Annotated in this window: 17 protein-coding genes; 8 read left to right on the top strand and 9 right to left on the bottom strand. The window is 46.1% G+C overall.

Annotated features, from left to right (window positions below):
- Positions 1 to 48 precede the first annotated feature (48 nt).
- The 3 genes from QUB30_RS24845 (at position 49) to QUB30_RS24835 (ending at position 7,906) form a co-directional block, all read left to right on the top strand.
- A complete protein-coding gene (locus QUB30_RS24845; RefSeq protein ID WP_333338923.1) occupies positions 49 to 2,835 on the top strand; it encodes an adenylate/guanylate cyclase domain-containing protein in 2,787 nt (928 codons plus the stop codon).
- A 240-nt stretch (positions 2,836 to 3,075) separates the two neighbouring features.
- Positions 3,076 to 6,783, top strand: coding sequence for a PAS domain S-box protein (locus tag QUB30_RS24840; RefSeq protein ID WP_333338920.1), 3,708 nt, complete (start codon positions 3,076 to 3,078; stop codon positions 6,781 to 6,783).
- Between the two features lie 4 nt (positions 6,784 to 6,787).
- Complete coding sequence (locus QUB30_RS24835; RefSeq protein WP_333338917.1) at positions 6,788 to 7,906, top strand: ATP-binding protein; 1,119 nt, start codon at positions 6,788 to 6,790, stop codon at positions 7,904 to 7,906.
- Positions 7,907 to 7,997: 91 nt separating this feature from the next.
- Here the strand turns inward: QUB30_RS24835 and QUB30_RS24830 are convergent, their stop codons facing one another.
- The gene (locus tag QUB30_RS24830; protein ID WP_333338914.1) at positions 7,998 to 9,188 is read right to left on the bottom strand and encodes an FAD-binding oxidoreductase; all 1,191 of its coding nucleotides are present in this window, start codon (positions 9,186 to 9,188) and stop codon (positions 7,998 to 8,000) included.
- A gap of 212 nt (positions 9,189 to 9,400) precedes the next feature.
- Between QUB30_RS24830 and QUB30_RS24825 the strand changes: the two genes are divergently transcribed.
- Positions 9,401 to 9,679 carry a hypothetical protein gene (locus QUB30_RS24825; RefSeq protein ID WP_333338911.1) on the top strand — a complete coding sequence of 93 codons (279 nt, stop codon included), beginning with the start codon at positions 9,401 to 9,403 and terminating at the stop codon, positions 9,677 to 9,679.
- 51 nt (positions 9,680 to 9,730) lie between these two features.
- Positions 9,731 to 10,270 (top strand): DUF2231 domain-containing protein, encoded by a 540-nt coding sequence (locus QUB30_RS24820; RefSeq protein WP_333338908.1) that lies wholly within the window; start codon positions 9,731 to 9,733, stop codon positions 10,268 to 10,270.
- A gap of 55 nt (positions 10,271 to 10,325) precedes the next feature.
- Here the strand turns inward: QUB30_RS24820 and cutA are convergent, their stop codons facing one another.
- From cutA to QUB30_RS24805, 3 genes are all read right to left on the bottom strand, one after another.
- Positions 10,326 to 10,658, bottom strand: a complete 333-nt coding sequence (cutA, locus tag QUB30_RS24815) for a divalent-cation tolerance protein CutA (protein ID WP_333338905.1) — start codon at positions 10,656 to 10,658, stop codon at positions 10,326 to 10,328.
- Positions 10,659 to 10,931: 273 nt separating this feature from the next.
- Complete coding sequence (locus tag QUB30_RS24810) at positions 10,932 to 11,831, bottom strand: pentapeptide repeat-containing protein (RefSeq protein ID WP_333338902.1); 900 nt, start codon at positions 11,829 to 11,831, stop codon at positions 10,932 to 10,934.
- A 253-nt stretch (positions 11,832 to 12,084) separates the two neighbouring features.
- Complete coding sequence (locus QUB30_RS24805) at positions 12,085 to 14,595, bottom strand: VIT domain-containing protein (protein WP_333338899.1); 2,511 nt, start codon at positions 14,593 to 14,595, stop codon at positions 12,085 to 12,087.
- A 344-nt stretch (positions 14,596 to 14,939) separates the two neighbouring features.
- Between QUB30_RS24805 and QUB30_RS24800 the strand changes: the two genes are divergently transcribed.
- Both QUB30_RS24800 and QUB30_RS24795 read left to right on the top strand, forming a co-directional pair.
- On the top strand, positions 14,940 to 15,863 hold the full coding sequence (locus QUB30_RS24800) for an Rpn family recombination-promoting nuclease/putative transposase (protein ID WP_333338896.1): 924 nt from the start codon (positions 14,940 to 14,942) through the stop codon (positions 15,861 to 15,863).
- A gap of 440 nt (positions 15,864 to 16,303) precedes the next feature.
- Positions 16,304 to 17,962, top strand: a complete 1,659-nt coding sequence (locus QUB30_RS24795; RefSeq protein WP_333338893.1) for a CTP synthase — start codon at positions 16,304 to 16,306, stop codon at positions 17,960 to 17,962.
- Positions 17,963 to 18,034: 72 nt separating this feature from the next.
- On the opposite strand, the gene QUB30_RS24790 is transcribed toward QUB30_RS24795, so the two are convergent.
- Complete coding sequence (locus QUB30_RS24790; RefSeq protein WP_333338891.1) at positions 18,035 to 18,310, bottom strand: hypothetical protein; 276 nt, start codon at positions 18,308 to 18,310, stop codon at positions 18,035 to 18,037.
- A 120-nt stretch (positions 18,311 to 18,430) separates the two neighbouring features.
- On the opposite strand from QUB30_RS24790, the gene QUB30_RS24785 reads away from it, so the two are divergent.
- Positions 18,431 to 18,853: a hypothetical protein gene (locus QUB30_RS24785; protein WP_333338888.1), complete on the top strand. Its 423-nt coding sequence runs from the start codon at positions 18,431 to 18,433 to the stop codon at positions 18,851 to 18,853.
- Positions 18,854 to 19,146: 293 nt separating this feature from the next.
- On the opposite strand, the gene QUB30_RS24780 is transcribed toward QUB30_RS24785, so the two are convergent.
- The 4 genes from QUB30_RS24780 to QUB30_RS24765 all read right to left on the bottom strand — a co-directional run bounded on the left by QUB30_RS24780 (position 19,147) and on the right by QUB30_RS24765 (position 22,596).
- The gene (locus QUB30_RS24780; protein ID WP_333338885.1) at positions 19,147 to 20,034 is read right to left on the bottom strand and encodes an ROK family protein; all 888 of its coding nucleotides are present in this window, start codon (positions 20,032 to 20,034) and stop codon (positions 19,147 to 19,149) included.
- A gap of 225 nt (positions 20,035 to 20,259) precedes the next feature.
- Complete coding sequence (locus QUB30_RS24775; protein ID WP_333338881.1) at positions 20,260 to 20,967, bottom strand: tetratricopeptide repeat protein; 708 nt, start codon at positions 20,965 to 20,967, stop codon at positions 20,260 to 20,262.
- A 155-nt stretch (positions 20,968 to 21,122) separates the two neighbouring features.
- Positions 21,123 to 22,346 carry a murein transglycosylase A gene (locus QUB30_RS24770; RefSeq protein ID WP_333338879.1) on the bottom strand — a complete coding sequence of 408 codons (1,224 nt, stop codon included), beginning with the start codon at positions 22,344 to 22,346 and terminating at the stop codon, positions 21,123 to 21,125.
- The gene (locus tag QUB30_RS24765; RefSeq protein ID WP_333040861.1) at positions 22,339 to 22,596 is read right to left on the bottom strand and encodes a hypothetical protein; all 258 of its coding nucleotides are present in this window, start codon (positions 22,594 to 22,596) and stop codon (positions 22,339 to 22,341) included. The genes QUB30_RS24770 and QUB30_RS24765 overlap by 8 nt, the downstream gene beginning before the upstream one ends.
- Between the last annotated feature and the right edge of the window lie 67 nt (positions 22,597 to 22,663).

Here is a 22,663-nt window from a genome sequence, read left to right as displayed (position 1 = left end):
TCTCAGATGATTCGATACAGAGGGCGCGTTCACTACTAAAAATATAACATGAAAACCCTGTTAAAAAAGCTTTTGGTGCCCCCCCACTTGGAGTACCTAGCACTGGACAAAGAGTTTTTAATCCAAGAAACATCTCTCAAAGTGCAGCGGTTTGCCGACTGTCCCGAGGAAGTAGCGGCCGGCAACGATGTCCGCATTCCCTTTCCAGAATTGGTAGGGAGTGAAGAAATTTTAATCAATATTTTTGAAGGACGTTTGCCAAATTTTGAATTAAAAGCGATAACCAGGGTATTAGAAAATGGCTCGCGGCTTTATTTTGATATGTATATAGTCGAGTTCAACAATGACGATAATTATCAGAGATTAATTGTATTTTTTGAAGACGTAACCGACAGGATGGGTTTGGAACAAACTCTAGTCCAAGCTACCAATGAAATGAATATTTTGTTGAGTACCTTAGCCGCTACTAATAATTATGTTGAAAAAATTATTACTTCCATGGCCGAAGTTTTGTTGGTAACAACGGCCACGGGAAAAATAAAAAAAGTCAATCAGGCGGCTCAAGATTTGTTCGGTTACAGGGAATCGGAATTAGTAGGCCAGCAAATAGACGCTCTTGCTGCTGTTGGCTCCTCTTTGCAAGCAGTCAGTCAAGAGGGGCCTCAACAATCGCAAACTAATGCCGAAGTAATTTGCACGGCAAAAACCGGAGAAAAGCTAACAGTGGCCTTTTCCTGTACGGCGATTCCGACTGACATTAAAGGTATTTCTGGCTCTTGGGCCGCCGTCCAAGATTTCGTGTACATCGGCCGCGACGTTACAGACAGACAGCGAGCCCGCAAGCGAAAAATAGCTCAGTACGTCACCACTCGCATCCTGTCGGCATCCGAAACAATCAAAAAAGCTATAGCAGCCATTCTCCCTGTAATTTGCGACAGTTTGGGATGGGATACCGGCGAACTTTGGATGCCGGAAGCTGGGGAAAAACTGCTGTCAGGAAGTAACAGAATAACTGCTGTTTCCGACCCCAATTTGCTTCGGTGCGTCGCCAGTTGGAGAAAACGCTCAATTTCCATCCCCAAATTTGCCGAATTTACCGAAACAATGACCTGTGCATTTGGCGAAGGATTGCCCGGTCTCGTTTGGGCCAGCGGTTCCTCTCAGTGGATTGCAGATGTCACAGAAAGCGACAGGTTTCTACGCCGAGAAATTGCCGCCCAAGAAGGACTGCACGGAGCTTTTGGGTTCCCGATTTTGGGCGACTACGAGCCGGAAAATTCTGCCCGGTCTGTGTTGGGGGTGATGACTTTCTTTAGCCTGGAAGTGCAGTCTTTTGATGAAGAATTGCTCCAGACCATGGCAACAATCGGTAGCCAAGTCGGTCAATTTATCAAGCGCAAGCAAGCGGAAATAGCTTTGCGGGAAAGCGAAGAACAACTGCGAGACTTATTTGAAAATGCTACAGACTTAATTCAAAGTATTGGAGCAGACGGTCATTTTTTGTATGTAAATCGGGCTTGGCGGGAAACTGTGGGCTACAGCGAAGCAGAAATTGCTCAAATGACTGTTTTTGATATCATTCATCCCAACAGTTCCCAAGAGTCTCTGGACATATTCTATCAAGCTATTACCAAAAAGACCGTAAATGAAAAAACGTTGTATCCAGACTCTATTCAAGCAATATTTATTACTAAACATCACGAACAAATTTTGCTGGAAGGCAGTATAAGCTGTAAGTTGGCGGAAGGTTCGCTAGTAGCTATTCGCGCTATTTTGCGAGACATTACGGCTCGAAAGATGGCCGAAGACGCCCTAGCAAAATCTGTATCCCTGCTGCAAGCAACTTTTGATTCTACTGCGGACGGTATTTTAGCTATTGACAGGAGCGGAAAAATAGTCACTTTCAATCGAGAATTTGTGGAAATGTGGCGCATACCTAACGAAGTGATGGCACTGCGAGATGACGCCACAATGAACGCTTTTTTTCTGAAACAACTCAAAGACCCTCAAGCATTTCAAGCAAGAATAGAATCGCTTTACGAGCAGCCAGAAGCCGAAAGTTACGACTTATTGGAATTTCAAGACGGCAGATTTTTTGAACGCTATTCGCAACCGCAGCGGCTGGGAGATAAAATTATCGGCAGAGTCTGGAGTTACCACGACATTACGGAACGCAAGCAAGCAGAAGATGCGTTGCGGGAAGAACAAGAAAAATCCGAAAAGCTGCTGCTAAATATTTTGCCGCAGGCAATAGCAGAACGCCTCAAACAAAACGAAACTACTATTGCCGAATACTTTCCGGAAGTGACTGTTTTGTTCGCTGATATTGTAGGGTTTACTGCTTTGTCTGCTGTCATGAATCCGATCGAACTCGTGGAGCTCCTCAATCAGATTTTCTCAGGATTCGACCTTTTGTGCCAACGGCACGGGTTAGAGAAAATCAAGACGATCGGGGACGCATACATGGCAGTAGGAGGACTGCCTGAACCCAGGGCAGACCACGCAGAGGCGATCGCCCAAATGGCCCTAGATATGCAAGCAGAAATAGCCCGATTTAATGCTAGCCATAATAAATATTTTAGCATCCGCATTGGCATTCACAGCGGCCCGGTTGTTGCCGGAGTAATTGGCATCAAGAAGTTTATTTACGATTTGTGGGGCGACACGGTAAATATTGCTTCCCGCATGGAATCTCAGGGTTTGCCTTGGCGGATTCAAGTCAGCGAAACTACTTATAAGTTAGTGGCAGACAAATATTTGTTTCAGGAGCGGGGAATTATTGAAGTTAAAGGCAAAGGGAAAATGAAAACTTATATTCTACTTAGGAAAAAATAATGTCAGTCATAACTCAATACGGTTCAGATAAGACCGATCCCCCCCTAGCCCCCCTTAAAAAGGGGGGGACAAGAAGTTGCTCTTGCGTCCCCCTTCTTAAGGGGGATGCGAGGGGGATCTCCGGGGAATTAACAGTGTTAACTGAACCGTATTGAGTCATAACTCATCAGTTATCAGTCCTCTGGCTGATGACAAAAAGTGTTGCTAAAGTTAATTAGCAATACTTTTTGGCCAAGACTGATGCAGCTTGCTAATTTGCCGGCAAATTTACGATCGCCCGACGAAGTTGTGGATCGCCACCCTGTGACGGTTGCGCCCTCAACTTCCCTCGGGGATGCGATCGCCCTGATGCGTGGGGCGAGAAACCCTTGTCCGCTGGCTAATTCACCGCCGCACTCAAACGAAAGGGTAAAAGCCTCGATTAGTTGCGTCTTAGTTGTCGATGAAAATCAGCTAGTCGGACTGCTAAGCCCCCGAGATGTGCTGAACATAGTCGCCTCCGAATCTGGATGGCAAACAATGAAAGTCGCCGACGCAATGACGCGAAATTTAATTATCTTAAAAGAATCTGAATTTACAAATGTTTTTACCGCATTTAAGCTGTTTTGTCAACACTCGATCGATTGCTTGCCAATTGTGGACGAACGGGGTCAGCCCGTAGGTTTAGTCAGCGAAAAAAGGATACGCCGAGAAATTTACAGGCGAGTCAAAAAGTTGCAGCAAAAAGTTGTCAAACTTCAGCAAAAACAGTGTGAAATATTAGAAAAACAGTCAGAAATCGCCAAACAAGTCAGCGATCGCAAAAATGCCGAAAATGCCCTGCGGCAGAGCGAGGCGCGCTACCGGGCGATTGTGGAAGACCAAACCGAACTAATTTGCCGCTACCTCCCCGACGGTAAAATAACTTTTGTCAATCAAGCTTACTGCCGTTATTTCGGCGTGCAACCAGAAGACTTGCTCGGCAACAGCTTCATGACGCTGATCCCAGAACCAGACCGAGAACTTTTTCAAGAGCAATATATTTCTGTGTCTCCCGACAAGCCTGTTTTTACGTGCGAACACCGAGTCATTTTGCCGAGCGGGGAAATTCGCACTCAGCAGTGGATCGATCGGGCTATATTCAACGAGAGCGGACAAATCGTCGAGTATCAAGCAGCAGGTCGCGATGTCACGGAGCGCAAACAAGCAGAAATCGCTTTGCAACAGCTTAATGCAGAGTTAGAACGACGAGTCCAGCAGCGGACTCAATGGTACGAACTGGCAGTATCGGCTGGCAAAGTGGGGGTTTGGGACTGGAATTTGGAAACCGACGAAATCTACATTGCTCCGTCTTTGAAAGCTTTGTTGGGCTATCAGGACGGAGAGATTCCCAACCGCATAGAAAATTGGGTGTCTCGCGTTCATCCCGACGATCGAGTTGCAGTCGAGGAAGCAGTAAAGGCTTATCTAGAGGGTGTGACAGAAATTTATGAAGTAGAACACCGGATGCTGCGCAAAGACGGGAGCACCTGCTGGATACTTGCCCGCGGCAGCGCGATCCGATCGGCTTCCGGCAAGGCCTACCGTCTGACTGGCACTGACACCGACATTACGGATCGCAAATTGACCGAAGAAAAACTCCAAAACTCCGAAGCAGAACTGCTGACGCTGTTTAATGCCATGACGGATATCGTGCTGGTTTTCGACGCAGCGGGCCGCTACCTCAAAATAGCCCCCACGGCTCCCGAACTGCTGTACAAACCGGCTAATGAAGTGCTGGGCAAAACCCTCGCCGAAATCTTCCCAGAAGCCGAAGCTAATTTTGCTCTGAGTCACATTCGCGAAACATTAGCATCTGGCCAAACCCACAGAGTTGAATACAGGATGGAAATTGGCTGCAAGTTATTCTGGTTTGATGCCACTATTTCGCCGCTGGATCTCGATCGGGTGATGTGGGTCGCCCGAGACATTACCGCTCGCAAACACGCAGAAGCTGCACTCCAAAAAAGCGAGGAAAAGTTTCGCAACTTATTTGACGATGCTCCGATCGCGATCGGTTTGACAAGCGTGCGCGACTACCGCACTATCAAAGTGAATGAAGCTCACCGCCAGATGTTGGGCTACAGCGATTCGGAGTTGGCGACGATGACTTTTATTCAACTGACGCATCCAGAAGATTTACAAGCAGAGATCGAGCAAGTCAAGGAGTTGGTCTGCGGCAATATTTCTCGCTTCGGGCTCGAAAAACGCTTAATTAAGAAGAATGGCGAGCTGATCTGGGCAAACTTGACGATGACGCTGATCCGCGACCGCGAGGGAATTCCTCTTTACAGCATGGGGGCGATCGAAGATATCAGTTATCGCAAGCGGGCAGAAATGGAATTTCAGCAGTTAAAAGAACGCCTGCAATTTTTACTGGCTTCTAATCCGGCGGTAATTTTTACTGCCGCACCTACAAGAGATTTTTGTACTACTTACATTAGCGACAACGTTAAGGCAATCGTTGGCTACGAACCCCAAGAACTGTTAGCAGATTCTAAATTTTGGTCGAGCCGGATTCACCCTGAAGATCGGCGACAATTTTTAGTAAACTTTTCTGATTTGTCCGAGGGTAAAAATTGCATTTGCGAGTACCGTTTTCTGCACCGAGATGGACTTTACCGCTGGCTGCGGACGGAACTGAAACTATTGGTTGACAGCAGGGGAATTCCGATCGAAATTATTGGTTACGCCGCCGAGATCAGCAATTCTAAATATGCCGAAATCGCGCTGCAACAGCAGTTCGAGCGAGAACGGCTCGTCGAGGCGATCGCCCGTCGCGTCCGCCAGTCTTTGCAATTAGAAGAAATTCTCAACACTACGGTTGCCGAACTCCAGCAAGTATTGTTAGCCGATCGAGTTTTGGTTTATCAAATTTTACCCCAAAAGGGCGGGCGAGTCATTGCTGAAGCCGTGGCAGAAGGATGCAGCCAACTCGTGGATAGATTTTTTGGCGAAGAAGTTTTTCCGCCTGAAAGTTATCAGCTTTATTTGCAAGGGCGAATTTCTGCGATTTCCGAACTAGATTCTCCCAGCATTACACCTTGTGTGATGGAGTTTATGAAACAAATTGAAGTTAGGGCAAAGTTAGTAGTGCCGATTATTCAGCACAGCCAGCTTTGGGGATTGCTGATTGCCCATCAATGCGATCGCCCTCGCCAGTGGCAAGAATGGGAAATGAATTTATTTCAGCAGTTGGTGAATCAATTAGCGATCGCCATTCAGCAATCTCTGCTATACCAGCAACTGCAAGCTGAACTGAGCGATCGCAAACAAGCAGAAGCAAACTTAAAAAACTCCCTCAAAGAAAAAGAAATTTTGCTCAAAGAAATTCACCACCGCGTCAAAAACAACCTCTGCGTAGTTGCCAGTCTGTTAGAATTGCAATCTAACACAGTTGCCGACCAGCAAATAGCCAAGATGTTTGAAGAAAGTCAGAATCGCCTTTACTCTATGGCTCTGATTCACGAGAAACTGTACCGCTCGACTAACCTGGCGCAAATCAATTTTGGCGAATATCTCGAAGATTTAGTAAGTAACTTGTTTCACTCTTACAATATTAGTGACAATCGCATTCAGTTGCAGGTATTAGCTGAACCAATTTACCTAAATATTGAAACTGCTGGTCCCTGCGGTTTAATTGCCAACGAATTGGTTTCAAATACCCTCAAACACGCTTTTCCTGATGGCACTAGCGGTACAGTTAGTGTAGAATGTTATCAAACGGGCGATGGAGAAATCAACCTCTTAGTTAAGGACAACGGCATCGGCTTTCCTCAAACTTTAGATTTTCGGAAAACTAACTCAATGGGCTTTCAAGTTGTCTGCACTTTAACTGAGCAGTTAGAAGGAAGCATCGAACTGTTAAGACAAACTGGCACAGCGTTTTACCTAAAATTTAACGAGTTAAACTACTCTCAAAGGTTTTAAAATCATGGATTTGGCAGAAAAAGCAATTAATATTTTGATTGTCGAAGACGAACTATTAATTGCTAAAAGTTTAGCCCAAAAATTAGAAAAGTTGGGATATCAAATCGCAGACATCGTTTCTTCAGGAGCCGATGCCATCCAGCGCGCCGGCGAATTGGAACCAGATTTAATCTTAATGGATATAGTCATCAAAGGCGACATTGACGGCATAGAAACAGCAGTAATAATCAATCAAGAATTAGATATCCCAATTATCTATACAACTGCCTATGCCGATGACGCAACTTTGCAGCGAGCCGAAAATACTGGCTCTTACGGCTACCTCCTCAAACCGTTTAAACAAAGAGAACTGCACGCCACCATCAAAATAGCGCTGAGCAAACATCAAGAAGCCGTTAAAATGCAACAACTAATTGCATTGGCAGCAGCAAAAAGCGAAAACCGATCGCGATTTATTTCAATGGCATACCACGATTTAAACACTCCTTTAACTACCATACAGCTATCGGCTGAAATGTTGGAAGATAGCGAATTGCAGAAAACCCCAGGAACGAGCAATAAAAATGTCGAACGGATCAAAAAAGCTGTCAGCAATATGAGTGAATTGCTGGAGGAAATTTTAATGCTAAGCAAAGCCGAATCCGGCAAACTTTCCTTGAACTTAAATCCGGTAAATGTGATAGATTTGTGCAAATCTATTTTAGAAGAACTGCAACCCCTCGCTACTCAAAAACACTTAGTAGCTTTCCGCAATCAAACAGAAAAAATCCAAGCTAATCTGGATGCAAAACTGCTGCAACACCTCCTCACTAATTTGCTGTCCAACGCTATAAAATATTCTCCGAATGGTGGGAATATATGTCTAGAATTAAGCTGTGAGAGTAAACAAGTAATTTTTTGCGTTAGAGATGAAGGGATTGGCATGACATCGGAATATCAGGAGAAATTATTTCAGCAGTTTGAACGGGGTACTAATGTAGGCAAGATTAAAGGATCGGGGTTGGGACTTTGCATTGTCAAACACATAGTTGACCTGCACGGCGGTACAATAAGTGTGGAAAGTGAACTAGGTAAAGGTACTACATTTATTGTCGCGCTGCCTTTTTTAGTCTTGAGTCATTAGTAATATAACCAGCGCGCCCAGGGTTAGAATAAAACGTTTTTTACGGTTCAAACCATTGCAGAAGATTGCTGCTAACTTCTCTCCTAGATAACTAAAGCCTTCTTCCTTCTGCAATAAATCGATCGGGAGATAAAAGCTCGATCGCCCTATCTTCTTCTCCCCCCGCCCAATTAGCAAATCGCTCAGCCAAAGCAGGTACAATAGTCAAAGGATTGCTGAGACCCGAAAAAACGTGCAATCCGGGGCGATCGGCAATCGGCCCCACTACGGGCAAATTATCAGCGCTAAATGCCACAATACACTCGTGCCAAGTTGCCGGTAAAGCTGCCAAAGCAGGCAAAACCTTGCTGATGCCTGCACGAATTGCCGTTTCGCTGGTTTCGCGATCGACTTTAGCATTCAAATCGCTCAAAGTGCGCGACAATTGCCCGATCCGCAAACTCCCATCATTAAACTTAATTGCACCCGAATCTAAAATCGGCGACAGCAACTCTTTACCAGGTTCATCCCAAAGAAAATCAACCTCAATTCTACTAGATTTAGCTTCCAATTCAAAACGTTTTAATACCGCAGGCATCACCAAAGTCCTGAGTTTCAAATCCACAGGTGCAGTTTCCAAAATCTCCGTGCGAGTAAAATAAACTCCCACAGAAACACCAGCGGCTTTTAGGAAACTCCGACTCCAACCTCCTGCACAAACAACAGCATTTTCACAACAATAAATTCCCTGCGCCGTCTCGACTCCCGAAATCCGATTTCCCTCTTCGATCAACCCAATTACTTCAGCAAATTCTATCGTTCCTCCCAACCGCATAAACCCTTGACAGTAAGCTTGATTTGTGGATGTCGGCGAAATGTGACCGTGACGCACAGTCAGAGCTCCGGCGATCGCGCTTTTATTCAGCAAAGGTTCCAACTCGCCAGCTTCTGCAACGCTCAAAAGCTGCGGAACAATCGCAAAATGCGCGTAATTAGCCGCCACTTTTTCGGCATCGGAGCCCGCATCAATTGTCAGCAACAAATCCAACTCGCGAAACTCAGTATCAGCATCTAATTGGGTCGATAAATTGCGGTGGCGTTCGATACCTTCCCGACACAATTGACGAGTTAAATCAGTCGTTCCCGACCAATAAGCCAAGCCGCCGTAACTAAAACGAGTAGCATTTTGCATGGTAGCATCTCGTTCCAAAAGCAGCACAGCAAAACCTTTTTTTGCCAGTTCGTAACTCAGTGACGCACCCGTAATGCCACCGCCGACAACAATCCAATCGTAACTTTTCATGGGCAACTCAAAGGTAAGGAAAATATCATGCTTAGATTTTAGCTTAGGTTTTTTTCCGAACCCGCCGAAAAACCTCTACCTACAGGAAGAGGCTGTCTGTGATCGGCATAACTGAAACTTCCACCCGTCGGGAGATGTTTGCGTAGAGATATTTTTCGTTCAATAGTAGGAATTAGAGTCAGCAAAAAATTAGAAATACCAGAGAGGTTTTTATGAGTATCGACAAACCAGGCAAAGATATGGAGCGCACTGCCAATCCGGGCGATCGCATTTCCGACGAACCGCAAACCATTGAAGAAAAAGCCCAGCAACTGGCGGTAGACCACGTGCCAGACATCACGGGAGATGTTGTTACAGTTCCAACTTATGTGATCGTAGAAGAACCAGACGGGGAAAAGAAAGCTTTGCACCACGTCAAAGACGCCGAGGAAATTTCCGACGTAATTCGGCAGGCCCGCGTTGACGAAAATGGCGAGCGGATTTGGGATTAATTTCAATCCAATAAAAACGGGTTTGTTGTACAAAAGTTATCTGTAGAAATCATGGAAACAAATCAAAGAAATAGTACGCCCTATCCCAATATTCCGCCGATTCTCGAAAGTGACGACACAGAATACCGCGATGCCGGCATTACAAGTACAGTTTCAGTTGCAGGTCATCCCCTCCACCCAGTGCTGATCGTGTTTCCGGTAGCCTTTTTAGTAGGAGCCGCCGGCACGGATATCGGTTATTGGCTGACAAGCGATCCGTTTTGGGCGAGAGCTTCGGTTTGGCTGATTGGTGCCGGTTTTGGTGCGGGGATTTTGGCGGGAATCACGGGCTTTTTAGATTTTTTCAAAATAAAAAGAGTGCGCGAGCGCAGTGCCGGTTGGTTGCACATGGGCGGCAATGTGGCGGCTTTGGTACTTTCCCTGATTAACTTGCTGTTGCGACAAGGAAATCCGGCTGAGCCGATCGTCTTTACAGGTTTAGCAATATCGCTCGTCGTGGCAACTTTGCTGGGCGTTACAGGCTGGTTCGGCGGCGAACTAAGTTTTCGCCATAAAATCGGCGTCATCGGCCCTACCAGCCAAAATCAGTAGGTTTCTTGCGGTTTGTAGTAGGGACTTCAGTCCCTCTTCATTGGATAATTTAGGACTAAACTCCTGACTGCAAATCTAAAGATTGTCCGATCCAACTCAGATAAGCCTCGCTGCCAGCGATAATAGGAATAGCAATAATTTCGGGAACTTCATAGGAATGGAGTTCCTGAACTTTTGTTTTTAAAGCCTCAAATTTAGCCATATCAGTTTTAATTACCAACTGCCACTCAGACTCGGAATGAATCTCCCCTTGCCAAGTATAAATAGAGCGAATCGGCGACAAACTCACACAAGCAGCCAGCTTGTGTTCAACTAGAGATTTAGCAATATTTTCCGCCTCCGCCTCCGATGCAGCAGTTACCAGCACCACCCCAAAATTAACAGTCATAACGATTTTAGATTTGAGATTAAAGAATTGATTTCAACAGAAAACCTTGAGCGTAATCCTTTGTAGCTACACGGCAATGCCTTTTCCGGCGAGGATATCTACCACTTTTAATAATTCTAGTTACCGGATTTAATCGATCCTGTCGCATCTAAATTTTACAGTCAAGTTGGATGAAATTATTGTGGGGAGTAGGGGCTGGGCGGGATGCCCGCCCAAAAATCCAATTCAGATACGCAATTACCAATTCCCCACTTCCAAATTCCCCCTCCCCCATTACCCATTTTTAATTTCGGTAACTTCCCAAGAATTGACTTTGCCGGGTCCCGCTAAGGAAAAATAGCGCCTAGTAGATTCCGGCAAAATAGCTCCCGCCAACAAAGCATTATCTAAATTAGCTCCTATTAACGTCGCCTCGCTCAAATCTGCTGCCATCAAATCAGCTTGACACAGCTTCGCCCAATTCAGATTTGCCCCTCTCAAACAACTTCCTTTCAACTTAGCCCCGGTTAAGTTTGCGCCCGCCAACTTCACCCCCCGCAATTGAGCCGCGCTAAAATTTGCCCCCGCCAAATTCGAGCCTTCCAAATTAGCTCCCATCAGTTTAGCTTCACTCACGTTAACGCCGCTCAAATCTGCACCGCAGAGATTCACCCCTGTCAACTGCGCTCGCCGCAAACTCACTCCGGTTAATTGAGCTCCCAAAAGTTTTGCACTGTTGAGCCTTGCACCGTAAAGGTTGGCCCATTTAAAATTAGCTCCCGTCAGATTCGCGCCCAGCAAGTTAACTAATTGCAAGTCGGCACTGCACAAATTGGCATTCCACAACACAGCACCCCGCAGGTTTGCGCCCGTTAAAGTTGCGCCGCTTAACTTTACTCTCGGCAATTTTGCTTTTACCAAAAAAGCTCCGCTGAGATTAGCTTTTGTCAAATCTGCGCATGAGAGTTTGGTTTCGCCCATTTTTGCAAAAGTCAGATTTGTTCTCTGCATCTGTGCGCCTTTGAGTGTTGCTTTGGTGAGAAAAGCTCTGCTGAGGTTCGCCGCAGAAAGATTAGCTCCCGAAAGGTTGACTCCGATTAAGATTGCTCCGCTTAGGTTTGCCCCGCTGAGGTCGGCTCCGGTAAAGTCTCTTTGTCCTTTTTCGTAATTGTTGAGCAGTTCGCTAACTTCCATAGGGCGTGATACCTTCTATGATTGAGGGGTGTCGATCCAGAAATCTTTACTGTTAAGGTTCTTTCAGAAAGGGAACTGTTTTAGAAATTAGACTGTTTCAGCATTTGCCTCAAACTGTATAAATCCCAATAACATCACTTTCTGTTTAAAGGCAATCTCTTAATAAAGATTTTATATCTTCCTCGCGGTACCGATCGCGCTTTCGGTATTTTTGAATTAAAAGTTAATGTTTTGTGACATAGATAGTCCTTGCTTAACGATCGACCGTAATTCGCAACTTCAGGCGCAGCGTGCCCTTGAATCCTGCAGGAGGTTGCCAGGAACTCAAGGCCTTCTTGAGAGTCTCTACGGCGTCTGTTGCTTGCAGCGTCGAGGTTTGAGTATCTATCGCCAATCGGGCAACGCGGCCGTCTTGTACAGATAACTCCCACACCGTTTCACCGCTAACCCCCGCCGGGAGATTAACCGATTGCAGGTATTGAGTCAAAGCGGCGAGTGCCCCGGTATCCAACCCTTCGGCGCTAACTACTTGGAGGCGAGAAACCAAAGGCTTCGGGCGTTGCAACTCACCGTAACCGGGCGGGCGCGGCATAGCAGGAGCTGGACTCACTGGTGCCGAGTTGCGAGTCGAGGTAACGCTGCGAGAGCCACCCCTAGTTTGCTCTGCCCCTCCCGACTCGAAAATACCCTCATAGCTGACACCCTGCGGCAATTCCACAGGCACTTGCACTCGACGACGAGTTCCATCTGGTTCGACTCGCACTTCTTCGCTCACAGCCACAAAAGCCGTGTATTCCGACAGCAACCGATAAGTCAGAGCAGTATTAGTCACAGCTTCCACCAAAGATTTAGTCTCGCCACCAAACATTTGATTCATTAAATCTTTAATGCGCGATCGACCCCAAAGTTGAGCTACCGCCGAATTGCCAAAATCCGTAGCCGTTGCTGCGACTGATGTTGACTCCCGCTGTCGCCCGCCGGATCGAGCAAAATTAACAGGTAAAACTTGCTCGTAAGCTTTGCCGCCCGCAAGAGTGCCGCGAATGCGAAGTTGACCGTTAGTTCGATCGGCCTTTTTGCCAAACAAAACCAGCGGCTGACTCGCAAACAAGTCTGGGGGTGCGATCGGATAAATCTCCGGTTTTTCCCCCATTCCCTCCCAACTAATTTGAATCTCAGTCAATACCGGACGATTAATTTCACGAAAAAACTTTTCTGCAGCTTCTGCTGACGGTTCATCTTGACGAATTACTTGAGATGTGCCTCTTCCCACTTCCGCCAAACGGTTGAGCAAAAACCGATTCACCGAACCGCCAACACCAAAACTATAAAGTCGATTTCCCGGTTTCAGACTCCGCTGAACCAGAGCCAGCACTTCATTTTCATTACCAATGTAACCGTCAGTAATTAGTACAATACTCCGCAGTCTTCCCGTTGCCGCCGCCGGAAAATTCATAACTGTTTGAATGCCGTTAAGCAGTTCAGTACCCCCGTTAGCCTGCAACTTTTCGATATAATTAATAGCGCTTTGTCGGTTTTCGGGAGTATTTGCTAAAGGAGTTGTTGAAAGGGCTTGCGCAGTGTTGGCAAAATCAATAATAGTAAAAGTATCGTTGGGATTGAGCCCTTGAATGAAGCGGCGCATCAACTCCTTAGATTTTGCCAGCGGTTCGCCCTGTTGAGAACCGGAAGTATCCATCAGAAACACGACATCTTTGGGTACAATTTCATTAGTTTTGTAGTTTAAAGCCGGAATCAAATAAGTAGCAAAATGACCGCCCCGCTTGTCCGATTGAGTCAAAATAGTTGCCCGAGTATTTTCGCCCGCGACTCGATAGCGCAAAATTAAATCTTTATTGGGAATTGTGTCTGAATTGGCTAATTGGACTTGCACAATATTGCCGCTGCGGTCAGTTGTAATTTGATGGGAAGTAGAGCGGACATCGCCGATCGCCACTCCGGCATCTATTTCTACCGACACAGCAATATTGTGACCAGATCGCGTTCCTGGAGGCAAGACAGGCGGGTTAATGCGATCGGCACCTGAACGATCGCCCCCCCTTAGCAAGGGGGGGTTGGGGGGGGTCGTATTTCCCGAAATATAGCGAGGCCCTACCACCATTGGAAACACAAATTCGTAATCGCCGCCGGCAAACTTGAGACTTTCGGTGTAGCGAATCGTAACTTCAATTTTTTCTCCCGGTTTGATATTAGCGAGAGACTGAGTAAAAATATTGTCGCGTTCTTGTTCCAACAAACCAGCAGTCCGGCCTTGCTTTCTGGCTTGTTCGTAAATTTCCAAAGCTTCCTCGCGGCGTTTGATATCAGCTTTAATAATTCGTGAGCCTATTTTAATTTCCATATCGTCCACCGCGGCTTCGTCTGGCAAAGGAAATATATAAACAGCTTCTATAGATTCGGGAAAAGGGTTTTCAAACTTCTGAACAACTTCGACGCGGGAGATATTGCCAGCTATTTTGGCTTTAACTTCAGTCTGCTTGAGAGGAAAGACTTGTTCTGAGGTCGTATTTGGAGTTTTGACGAACAAACCGCCGACTCGACAGCGAGTTTCGGGCGATCGTCCGCCATTGCAATTAACATCGTTACTAGCGAGGATTTTCGGCGACAGAGACGAATAATTTTCCCCAAGAGCTTTTGCCCGCGCGGCATTGGGAGCGACCCACGCGCCGCACTCGATCGCAGCGAGCAATGCCATACCAGCACAAAGCAACCGTTGAGGGGATAGAACGCAGACAAACTTCATAGCTGTTTTTTTTAGCAGACTTGAGGTGCTTTGTTTACCATGACTTTACGATTGCCGAAACGTTCCTGAGTTAGCTTTTTGGGAAAAATGACTGATCGCGTAGGGCTGATTTTAGATTTTAGATTTTAGATTTTAGATTGACTTGCCTAGGGGCGGACTGGGCGCTGGAACTTTTGTCGAAGCCATGATTGCTCAGGGCGACTGCTGTCGCCGGCTTGCATCCGTATTTGGGTGAGGTCGGTTGGGGCGATCGTCCGCGAACCCAACCTAGAAGATTGTATGATAATTAAATAATTAAATCACTCTAATCTCAACCTCTCCACCTCTAATAAATTGAAAAAGCCATGAATTTTATTAACCCTAAAACCGACTTTGCATTTAAAAAAATCTTCGGGTCTGCTGAGAGTAAGGACATTTTGATTAGTTTCTTGAATGCCATGCTCTACGAAGCACAGCCAGTCATCGAAGATTTAGAAATTATCGATCCCTATTTAGCTCCCAAAATCAAAGGAGTAAAAGATACTTACTTGGATGTCAAAGCTAAAATTGATGGCAACAAAACGGTAATTATTGAAATGCAAGTATTGAATGTAGAGTCATTCGAGAAGCGGATTTTATACAATGCCACTAAAGCTTATTCAATGCAGCTAACCACAGGAAGCCGTTACAGCTTGTTAAACCCTGTGATTGCTCTGACGATTACAGATTTTCAAATGTTTGAGCATCTGGAAACAGTGATTTCGCGCTTTGTTTTCAAAGAAAAAAGTTTTTTAACAGACTATCTAGCTGATGAATTTGAACTTGTGTTTGTTGAGTTGCCAAAATTTGACAAGACATTACAGGAGTTAGAAACGCTGACAGATAAGTGGATATATTTCATGAAAACTGCTCAAATTTTACGGTCTGTTCCCGAAGAGTTGGGAAATGTGCCGGAACTCCGGCAGGCTTTTGCAATTGCGAATGAAGCGAATCTCGATCCTGATGAATTGGAAGATTTAGAAAGGCGAGAAATTTTTATTCAAGACCAGCGCGGTGCAATTACCAAAGCTACCAGAATAGGAATTGAACAAGGCATCGAACAAGGGATCAAACAAGGAAAGTTGGAGTTAGTTGTGCGGCTGTTGGAGCGCCGTGTCGGCCCGTTGCCGTCGGAGATTCAAACTCGCATCAGTCAGTTATCCGCTGAACAATTAGAGAATTTAGGAGAGGCAGTTTTAGAGTTGGCCAGTGTGTCAGATGTGACAGATCGGTTACAGACATATTTGTGAGGAAGGGAAAAAAGCCTGGGTGAAGGTGGTTTTCTCAAAAGAAAGATCGATCGCCCTTGACCGAAAGCATTCAGGATACAAGCCCCCGGATTCATCCGTCCAGAAATAAAAAACCTGTATCCGATGAAACTTGCCCCCCGAATTTATCCGTGGGGTCAATGCTTCAATTCTAAAATCTAAAATCTAAAATCTAAAATCTAAAATCTAAAATCGATTGACTGGTATCAGCCCAAAGCGCACCGATCGACAATCAACCGTTTTGAAATTGGCCCACCAGCTCAAAACCCCTGCAAACCGCCCGATCGAGGTCGCGGGTCACTCGTCGTATCCCCAGCCGTATTTGATAAATGGTCAAACACTGCTGGACAATTTTTGATTTTAGCTCTTAGAGTTGAGTGTTACCTTAACTAGAAACAGAAACATCTAAAGTCGAAAATCCTATGAGCAAATTTGTGTTTGTGACTGGCGGCGTGGTTTCCAGCATCGGCAAGGGTATTGTCGGTGCTTCCTTGGGCCGCCTATTGAAGTCGCGGGACTATTCTGTCTCGATTTTGAAGCTAGACCCCTATATTAACGTTGACCCCGGCACTCTCAGCCCGTTTCAGCACGGAGAAGTTTTCGTGACGGAAGACGGTGCAGAAACAGACCTGGATTTGGGGCACTACGAGCGTTTTACCGATACTTCCATGTCGCGCCTCAACAGCGTCACCACGGGTTCCATCTATCAAGCGGTGATCAACAAAGAACGCCGCGGCGAGTATCAGGGGAGCACGGTGCAGGTGATTCCGCACATCACTAACGAGATTAAAGAGCGAATTCACCGGGTAGCAAAAAATACTAATCCAGATGTGGTGATTACGGAAATCGGCGGAACGGTGGGAGATATTGAATCTTTGCCGTTTTTGGAGGCAATTCGCCAGTTTCGCAAGGATGTCGGCCGGCAAAATGTTGTGTATATGCACGTCACGCTGATACCTTGGATTCCTTCGGCTGGGGAGATGAAAACTAAACCGACTCAGCATTCGGTGAAGGAATTGCGGTCGATCGGCATTCAACCAGATATTTTAGTCTGTCGGTGCGATCGCCCCCTGTCTTTGGGCATGAAACAGAAATTGTCGGAATTCTGCAACGTCCCGGAAGAATGCGTCATCACCGCTCAAGATGCTAAAAGTATCTACGAAGTGCCGCTGATGATGGAACAGGAAGGTTTGGCCGAACAAACGATCAATTTGCTGCAACTCGAACCGCGGCAACCCGATTTGACTCAGTGGCAAACCTTAGTCAAGCGGCTTTACAGTCCCAACCACAAGATTGATATTGCTTTAGTTGGCAAATACGTGCGGTTGAACGATGCTTATCTTTCGGTAGTCGAAGCTTTGCGGCACGCGGCAATTGCGATCGGCTGCGACCTGAATTTGCACTGGATTAACTCAGAAGATTTAGAATCGGGAAACCTCGATAATTATCTCAAAGATATCAACGGCATTCTTGTACCGGGAGGTTTTGGGGTTCGGGGAGTTGACGGCAAAATAGCGGCGATCGAATATGCCAAACACCATAAAATACCCTTTTTGGGATTGTGTTTGGGGATGCAGTGTGCTGTGATTGAATGGGCGCGCCACACCGCCCAACTAGAGGATGCCAACAGCGCTGAATTTAACCCGGATACGGCAAATCCAGTAATTAATTTATTGCCAGAACAGCAAGATGTAGTCGATTTGGGCGGTACAATGCGACTGGGTTTGTATCCGTGCCGCGTCAACCCAGACACTCTCGCTTTCAAACTTTATCAGAAAGAAGTGATTTACGAGCGACACCGCCACCGGTACGAATTTAACAACGCCTACCGCAATCTTTTCTTAGAATCAGGTTATGCAGTCTCCGGCACATCTCCAGACGGTCGATTGGTAGAAATGATCGAATTGCCCAACCATCCCTTTTTCATAGCCAGTCAATTTCACCCCGAATTCCAATCTCGACCTAGCGCCCCCCACCCCTTGTTTCAGGGGTTTATCCAGGCGGCTAGCATCCAGGGAAAGCAGGATGTTTTAAAAGATGAGGGTCGCGACTTGGTGGCCGGGAAACTGGCAGGAAACTGATCGGATATCATGTCCGATCGATTAGTTCTGATATATTAGATGTCTGTAGGGGCGGGTTAGAGTAGACAATATTCAAATCAGGGCGACAATCGACATTACAAAACCCGCCCAACAGACCAATATAATTTGATAGGGGTCGCACTTACCGGACATGATATCGGGTAGCATTCTCAACGATTGAAAAACCTCACACCCCAGCCCTAGCATAGGGGTTGGGGGGGCTAGTACCCCAAGGGAGAAGGCAAAAGGCAGAAGGCTGAAGGTAAAAATGCTGATATTTTTACTTAAATTTTTAGCTTGGATTTCAAGAGTGATACCAGTTTCAAAAAAGAATGCAAATTTAGGCAAGTTCCAAACCCCGATAGTCATCAGTCATGCCCACTCTACAATCTACAATCTAAAATCTAAAATGGTATGAGTTGTCAAACTATCCTAAAATACCAGGAAACACAGGTTTGAGGAGGCTTTGTGGCTTATTGGAGCAAAATTACTTATGAGAAAAGTACATACATAATTGATCTTGACACTATTAGTGCTTTTTCTAGCGAACTGGATAACAAGCGTATCACCTTTTGGCTGCCTAATAGCAGTCAGCCGATTATCCTCAATCCCCAAGGCAATTATGAGGCTTACAAGCAAGTTCTCGATTACCTAAAAAAAACCATCGAGCGCAATTCTAGAGGCTCGTGGATTAAAATTAATTATGACCGCAAAGAATTTGCGATCGATATGAGTCGAATTAGCTCTTTTGCTTGCGAACAGAACGGCCGGCTAAGCTTTTGCCTGCCTGACAGCGCAACTAATATTATTATCATGCGCCAAAGCAACCCGGACGCTTATCAAGAAATTCAGGAATACATTAAAAATACGACAGGACAATCTCTGCCCTGAAAAAGTCCTTAGTCATTAGTCATTAGTTTAGGACTTACGCACCGAAGGCTCAGAAACCGGGTTTTTTTAGGGAAAAACTTAGTTGTGACGCCCAGATTCGGTATAAAACCCGGTTTCTTTGGTATGTGTGCGTCCCGGACTGTAGTTAGAAGGATCGACAATCAAGGATGAAGGATGAAGGGAGAATATTTTTAGTAACTCCCAACATTTATTTTTTTTGTGGTAATGTGCGGGCGGCGCCCCCTAAGTTTATATATGAAAAAATGGCTGTAAAATACGCTGCATTTTAATTTTTAAGTATTGAGCTGCCAAGCTAATTTAGCCGCCCCTACCATACCTGCTTGATTTCCCAATTCAGCAACCAATAACTGCAAATCTTCGCGAGAACTCGGCAGCACACGTTGCTCTATTTCGGCTCTAACCTGCGGCAAGAAAAATTCTGCACCTGCACTAATTCCACCGCCGATAATAATAGCTTCCGGCGTCAAAATATAAATTATACTTGCCAAACCGATACCCAGATAGCGGCCGTAGTTCTGCCAATATTCTAAAGCTTTGGCATCTCCCGACTTAGCTAAATTTGCTAATTCTACAGGTTCCAAACCCGTTTCCCGGCGAATTGCTTGCACCGAAACGTACTGTTCTAAAGAACCGCGATTGCCGCTGTTGCACTCCGGGCCGTCTGGATTTATGGCAATCAATCCTAGTTCTCCGGCCGCGCCTTGATGACCTGCAAATAGTTTGCCGTCTAGGATAACTGCACCGCCGACGCCTGTACCTAAAGTTAGTAAGATTAGATCTTTAAAGTGCCTTCCTGCGCCCAACCAAGCTTCTCCCAATCCGGCACAGTTGGCATCATTTGCTAATACGGTCGGCAGTCCGGTTTTAGCTTCCAACCAGTCAGCTAGGGGGACGTTATGCCAGTTTTTGAGGTTAATTGCTACTCTGGCTATGCGGCCGGCGGCGTCTGCCGGGCCTGGAGTACCGATGCCGATCGCACTTACAGCATTTTCGACCGGATTCAGTTGTAAAATAGCATCGGTCATCGCGGCTAAAACGGCTTCTGGCGTTGCCGATTGAGGGGTTGGGACAGTTAAGGATTGATGGCAAATGCCGTCTTCGCTGAATCTGCCGAGTTTAATTGCGGTTCCGCCTAAGTCAATGCCGATTACTTGTGTCATTCGATTTGGGATTTTGGATGCAAAGATTTGGGATTAATCCTAATAGTATAAACCTATTGTAGGGTGCGCAATGCGCACCTTACCAATTAAGTTGGCAGTGAAGACTTCAGTCCTAAAATTCCTATTTTAAATATATGAGAATTAGCCCGGAGACTGTGCTTTATTATTAATAGCATCATATCGATCGCAATACCTAGCCAAAATGCTGGATACAAACGAGTTCGCCTATTCAATTTCTCCTAACTTACGTTGCGCTAAGTCACGGTTGTGCAAAGCATCGTGGTAGTCTGGTTTGAGAGCAATTGCCTGGTTATAAAATGCGATCGCCTCTTCAAATCTTCCTAAATTATAATGCTCATTCCCCCGATCGCACAACGCCTCAGCATCTACATTAACTTCCGATTCTTCCTCTGCAGCCTCAGCGCTTGTACGGTTCACTGCCCCAGAAAAACCCAAACCATCCCCAACAAACACCGCCTCAATCACCCTCCCCTTTGTATCCTCCTCCTCAACCTCCGGCAGCGGAAAGCGTGTCAAAATCTCCCGCCCAATTTGCCTCGCAACCTCTGACAATTCCCCGCTGCCAATTCTACCTAACAATACCAGCCGCTGCGCCAATTCCTGAAGCGATGCCACCGCATCCGTAGCGGCGGTGTCATCATGTTCGCCCTCTAACAATCTTTTCCCAAACCGTCGCAACCAAGCCGCCAATTCACCATCTTTAAGGCGTTTTGCGATTAAGAATCCCGCTACATCCCCGCGACTCCAGCCGGCATTCACCCCTTCGAGAATTTCCATGAATTTCGACTCGTATTCAGCGTCAGTTAATGTTGGGCGGATGGTGGTATTTTGTGAAGGCGAGGCGGGGGGGGTTGCGGTTCCCAACAGGCGCTGAAATAGTCGTTTGAAGAATTGCAAAATTTTGTTGAGCATTTGTGAGGTTGGGAGGGTGGGGTATTGTCTATTTTATAGCAATTATCCACAGTAGGATTGCATATAGATTGTCGGCGATAATATCTGTAGGGACACGGCAGTGCCGTGTCCGGGATTGCGACGCACCGCAAACAATCACATGAAGTAGAATTAATCTACTTTAAAAGCGGATAATACAGTTCTCCTGTTGAGTTGATATAGCCGGCCCGATCGCCCGCTAAATCTCCCGTTCCCATAAATACGTCAACTCTCCCCGCGCCTTTGATTGCACCGCCAGTATCCTGATCCAAAACGTACCGATTCACGGCATTTTGTTCGAGTTGTCCTGCCGCATTCGGATAAGGGAGTTTTGTACTAATTAATGCTAGTGCACCGGGCGGCATTAAGGCTTTATCGGTGGCGATCGACCTTTCAGCAGTTACTGGCACTCCAATGCTTCCTGTGGCTGGAACTCCGTTAGTATCCCGGAAGAATACAAAGCTTTCATTTTTCGGCAAATATTTGTTCATATCTGCGGGAAAGTTGGTGAAATATTCCCTTAGTTTCGGCAAATTTAACTCTTCTAAAGTAAACTTTCCGTCTTTAACTAATTCTCGCCCGACTCCTGTATAACTGTGACTGGTTTTGCCGGCGAAACCGACTGTCATGACGCTACCATCTGTTAGCTGCAATCTCGCAGAACCTTGGACGTGCACGAGAAATGCTTGGAATCGATCGCGCAACCAAACTAATTCTAATCCTCGCAGCAATCCTTTACTTGCCTGCAAAGCATCTTCGCCTTCTAATTGCAATCTTGTCGGGTGAGGTTTCGGCCAAGATGCCATGTTTGGCGGCATCCGGTATAGGGGATAACGGTATTCGGAATTCGGCGTGCGAGATGCTGCGTAAGTCGGCTCGAAATAACCTGTAAATGCGACTGTTCCTTTGCCATCTTTGCCCGTAGATTTGTAAAATACAAATTCGCGCTTGACAGATTCCTGGAGTTGTGCAGGGGTTGTGGAACTGACAACTAATTGGCGGAATCGATCGAGGGAACGCCGAACTCGATCGCGCGTAACTCCTGCTACTGGATAGCGGCTGTAAGCAGTGGCGGCGGCCGATGTATTGAGATAGCGGAGGCTGTTGTCGATCGACTTTAACAGCAATTCTCGATCGCCCGGTTTGCCATTTTCGCCCCAGATTTGAGAGTCAAAGGCGAGAGCCTCCGATTCGCCAGCTTGCAATTGATTTATACTAATTGGTTGCAGCGACGTAACTGCAACGGCGGGCACCGAAAAAGCGATCGTCAAAACGCAACAGGCGATCGCTAATAGCTGATAGCGAAAAATCTTGCTCAATTTCCAATCTTCCCTACTAAATTGATTGTTTTCCTTATTCATCGAATCGTTCGACGCTAGAAGTAAATATCGGTTCTACGCGAATTGCGAGAACGCTGGTAGGCCGAACTACCATGTATTCGCCTTGAATATTTTTGATCGGGACGTTAAGAAATTCTCTTGAATCTTGTTTCGGTACCAGCGTACTGCTGTACCACTTTTGAAAATCTTGCAGCGTTGCGAAACGTACTTCTTCGCGGTGGCCGCCCTCAAGCAGCAGGTGCACGGAATATTCGCTGGGTGTTCTAGGCATAGGAGATGGGGAGAGTTGTTGGAGGACAATCTAAAATCTAAAATCTAAAATCTAAAATCGATGTGGC

The sequence above is a fragment of the Microcoleus sp. BROC3 genome (assembly GCF_036702515.1).
Classification (GTDB): domain Bacteria; phylum Cyanobacteriota; class Cyanobacteriia; order Cyanobacteriales; family Microcoleaceae; genus Microcoleus.
Note: the sequence above shows the minus strand (reverse complement) of the source record. Positions and strands in the feature narration are given on the sequence as shown.

What these genes read in the sequence shown, in the direction of transcription:
- QUB30_RS24845 (WP_333338923.1), top strand. Translation starts at nt 49, where the DNA reads ATGAAAACCCTGTTAAAAAAGCTTTTGGTGCCCCCCCACTTGGAGTAC.
- QUB30_RS24840 (WP_333338920.1), top strand. Translation starts at nt 3,076, where the DNA reads ATGCAGCTTGCTAATTTGCCGGCAAATTTACGATCGCCCGACGAAGTT.
- QUB30_RS24835 (WP_333338917.1), top strand. Translation starts at nt 6,788, where the DNA reads ATGGATTTGGCAGAAAAAGCAATTAATATTTTGATTGTCGAAGACGAA.
- QUB30_RS24830 (WP_333338914.1), bottom strand. Translation starts at nt 9,188, where the DNA reads ATGAAAAGTTACGATTGGATTGTTGTCGGCGGTGGCATTACGGGTGCG.
- QUB30_RS24825 (WP_333338911.1), top strand. Translation starts at nt 9,401, where the DNA reads ATGAGTATCGACAAACCAGGCAAAGATATGGAGCGCACTGCCAATCCG.
- QUB30_RS24820 (WP_333338908.1), top strand. Translation starts at nt 9,731, where the DNA reads ATGGAAACAAATCAAAGAAATAGTACGCCCTATCCCAATATTCCGCCG.
- cutA (WP_333338905.1), bottom strand. Translation starts at nt 10,658, where the DNA reads ATGACTGTTAATTTTGGGGTGGTGCTGGTAACTGCTGCATCGGAGGCG.
- QUB30_RS24810 (WP_333338902.1), bottom strand. Translation starts at nt 11,831, where the DNA reads ATGGAAGTTAGCGAACTGCTCAACAATTACGAAAAAGGACAAAGAGAC.
- QUB30_RS24805 (WP_333338899.1), bottom strand. Translation starts at nt 14,595, where the DNA reads ATGAAGTTTGTCTGCGTTCTATCCCCTCAACGGTTGCTTTGTGCTGGT.
- QUB30_RS24800 (WP_333338896.1), top strand. Translation starts at nt 14,940, where the DNA reads ATGAATTTTATTAACCCTAAAACCGACTTTGCATTTAAAAAAATCTTC.
- QUB30_RS24795 (WP_333338893.1), top strand. Translation starts at nt 16,304, where the DNA reads ATGAGCAAATTTGTGTTTGTGACTGGCGGCGTGGTTTCCAGCATCGGC.
- QUB30_RS24780 (WP_333338885.1), bottom strand. Translation starts at nt 20,034, where the DNA reads ATGACACAAGTAATCGGCATTGACTTAGGCGGAACCGCAATTAAACTC.
- QUB30_RS24775 (WP_333338881.1), bottom strand. Translation starts at nt 20,967, where the DNA reads ATGCTCAACAAAATTTTGCAATTCTTCAAACGACTATTTCAGCGCCTG.
- QUB30_RS24770 (WP_333338879.1), bottom strand. Translation starts at nt 22,346, where the DNA reads ATGAATAAGGAAAACAATCAATTTAGTAGGGAAGATTGGAAATTGAGC.
- QUB30_RS24765 (WP_333040861.1), bottom strand. Translation starts at nt 22,596, where the DNA reads ATGCCTAGAACACCCAGCGAATATTCCGTGCACCTGCTGCTTGAGGGC.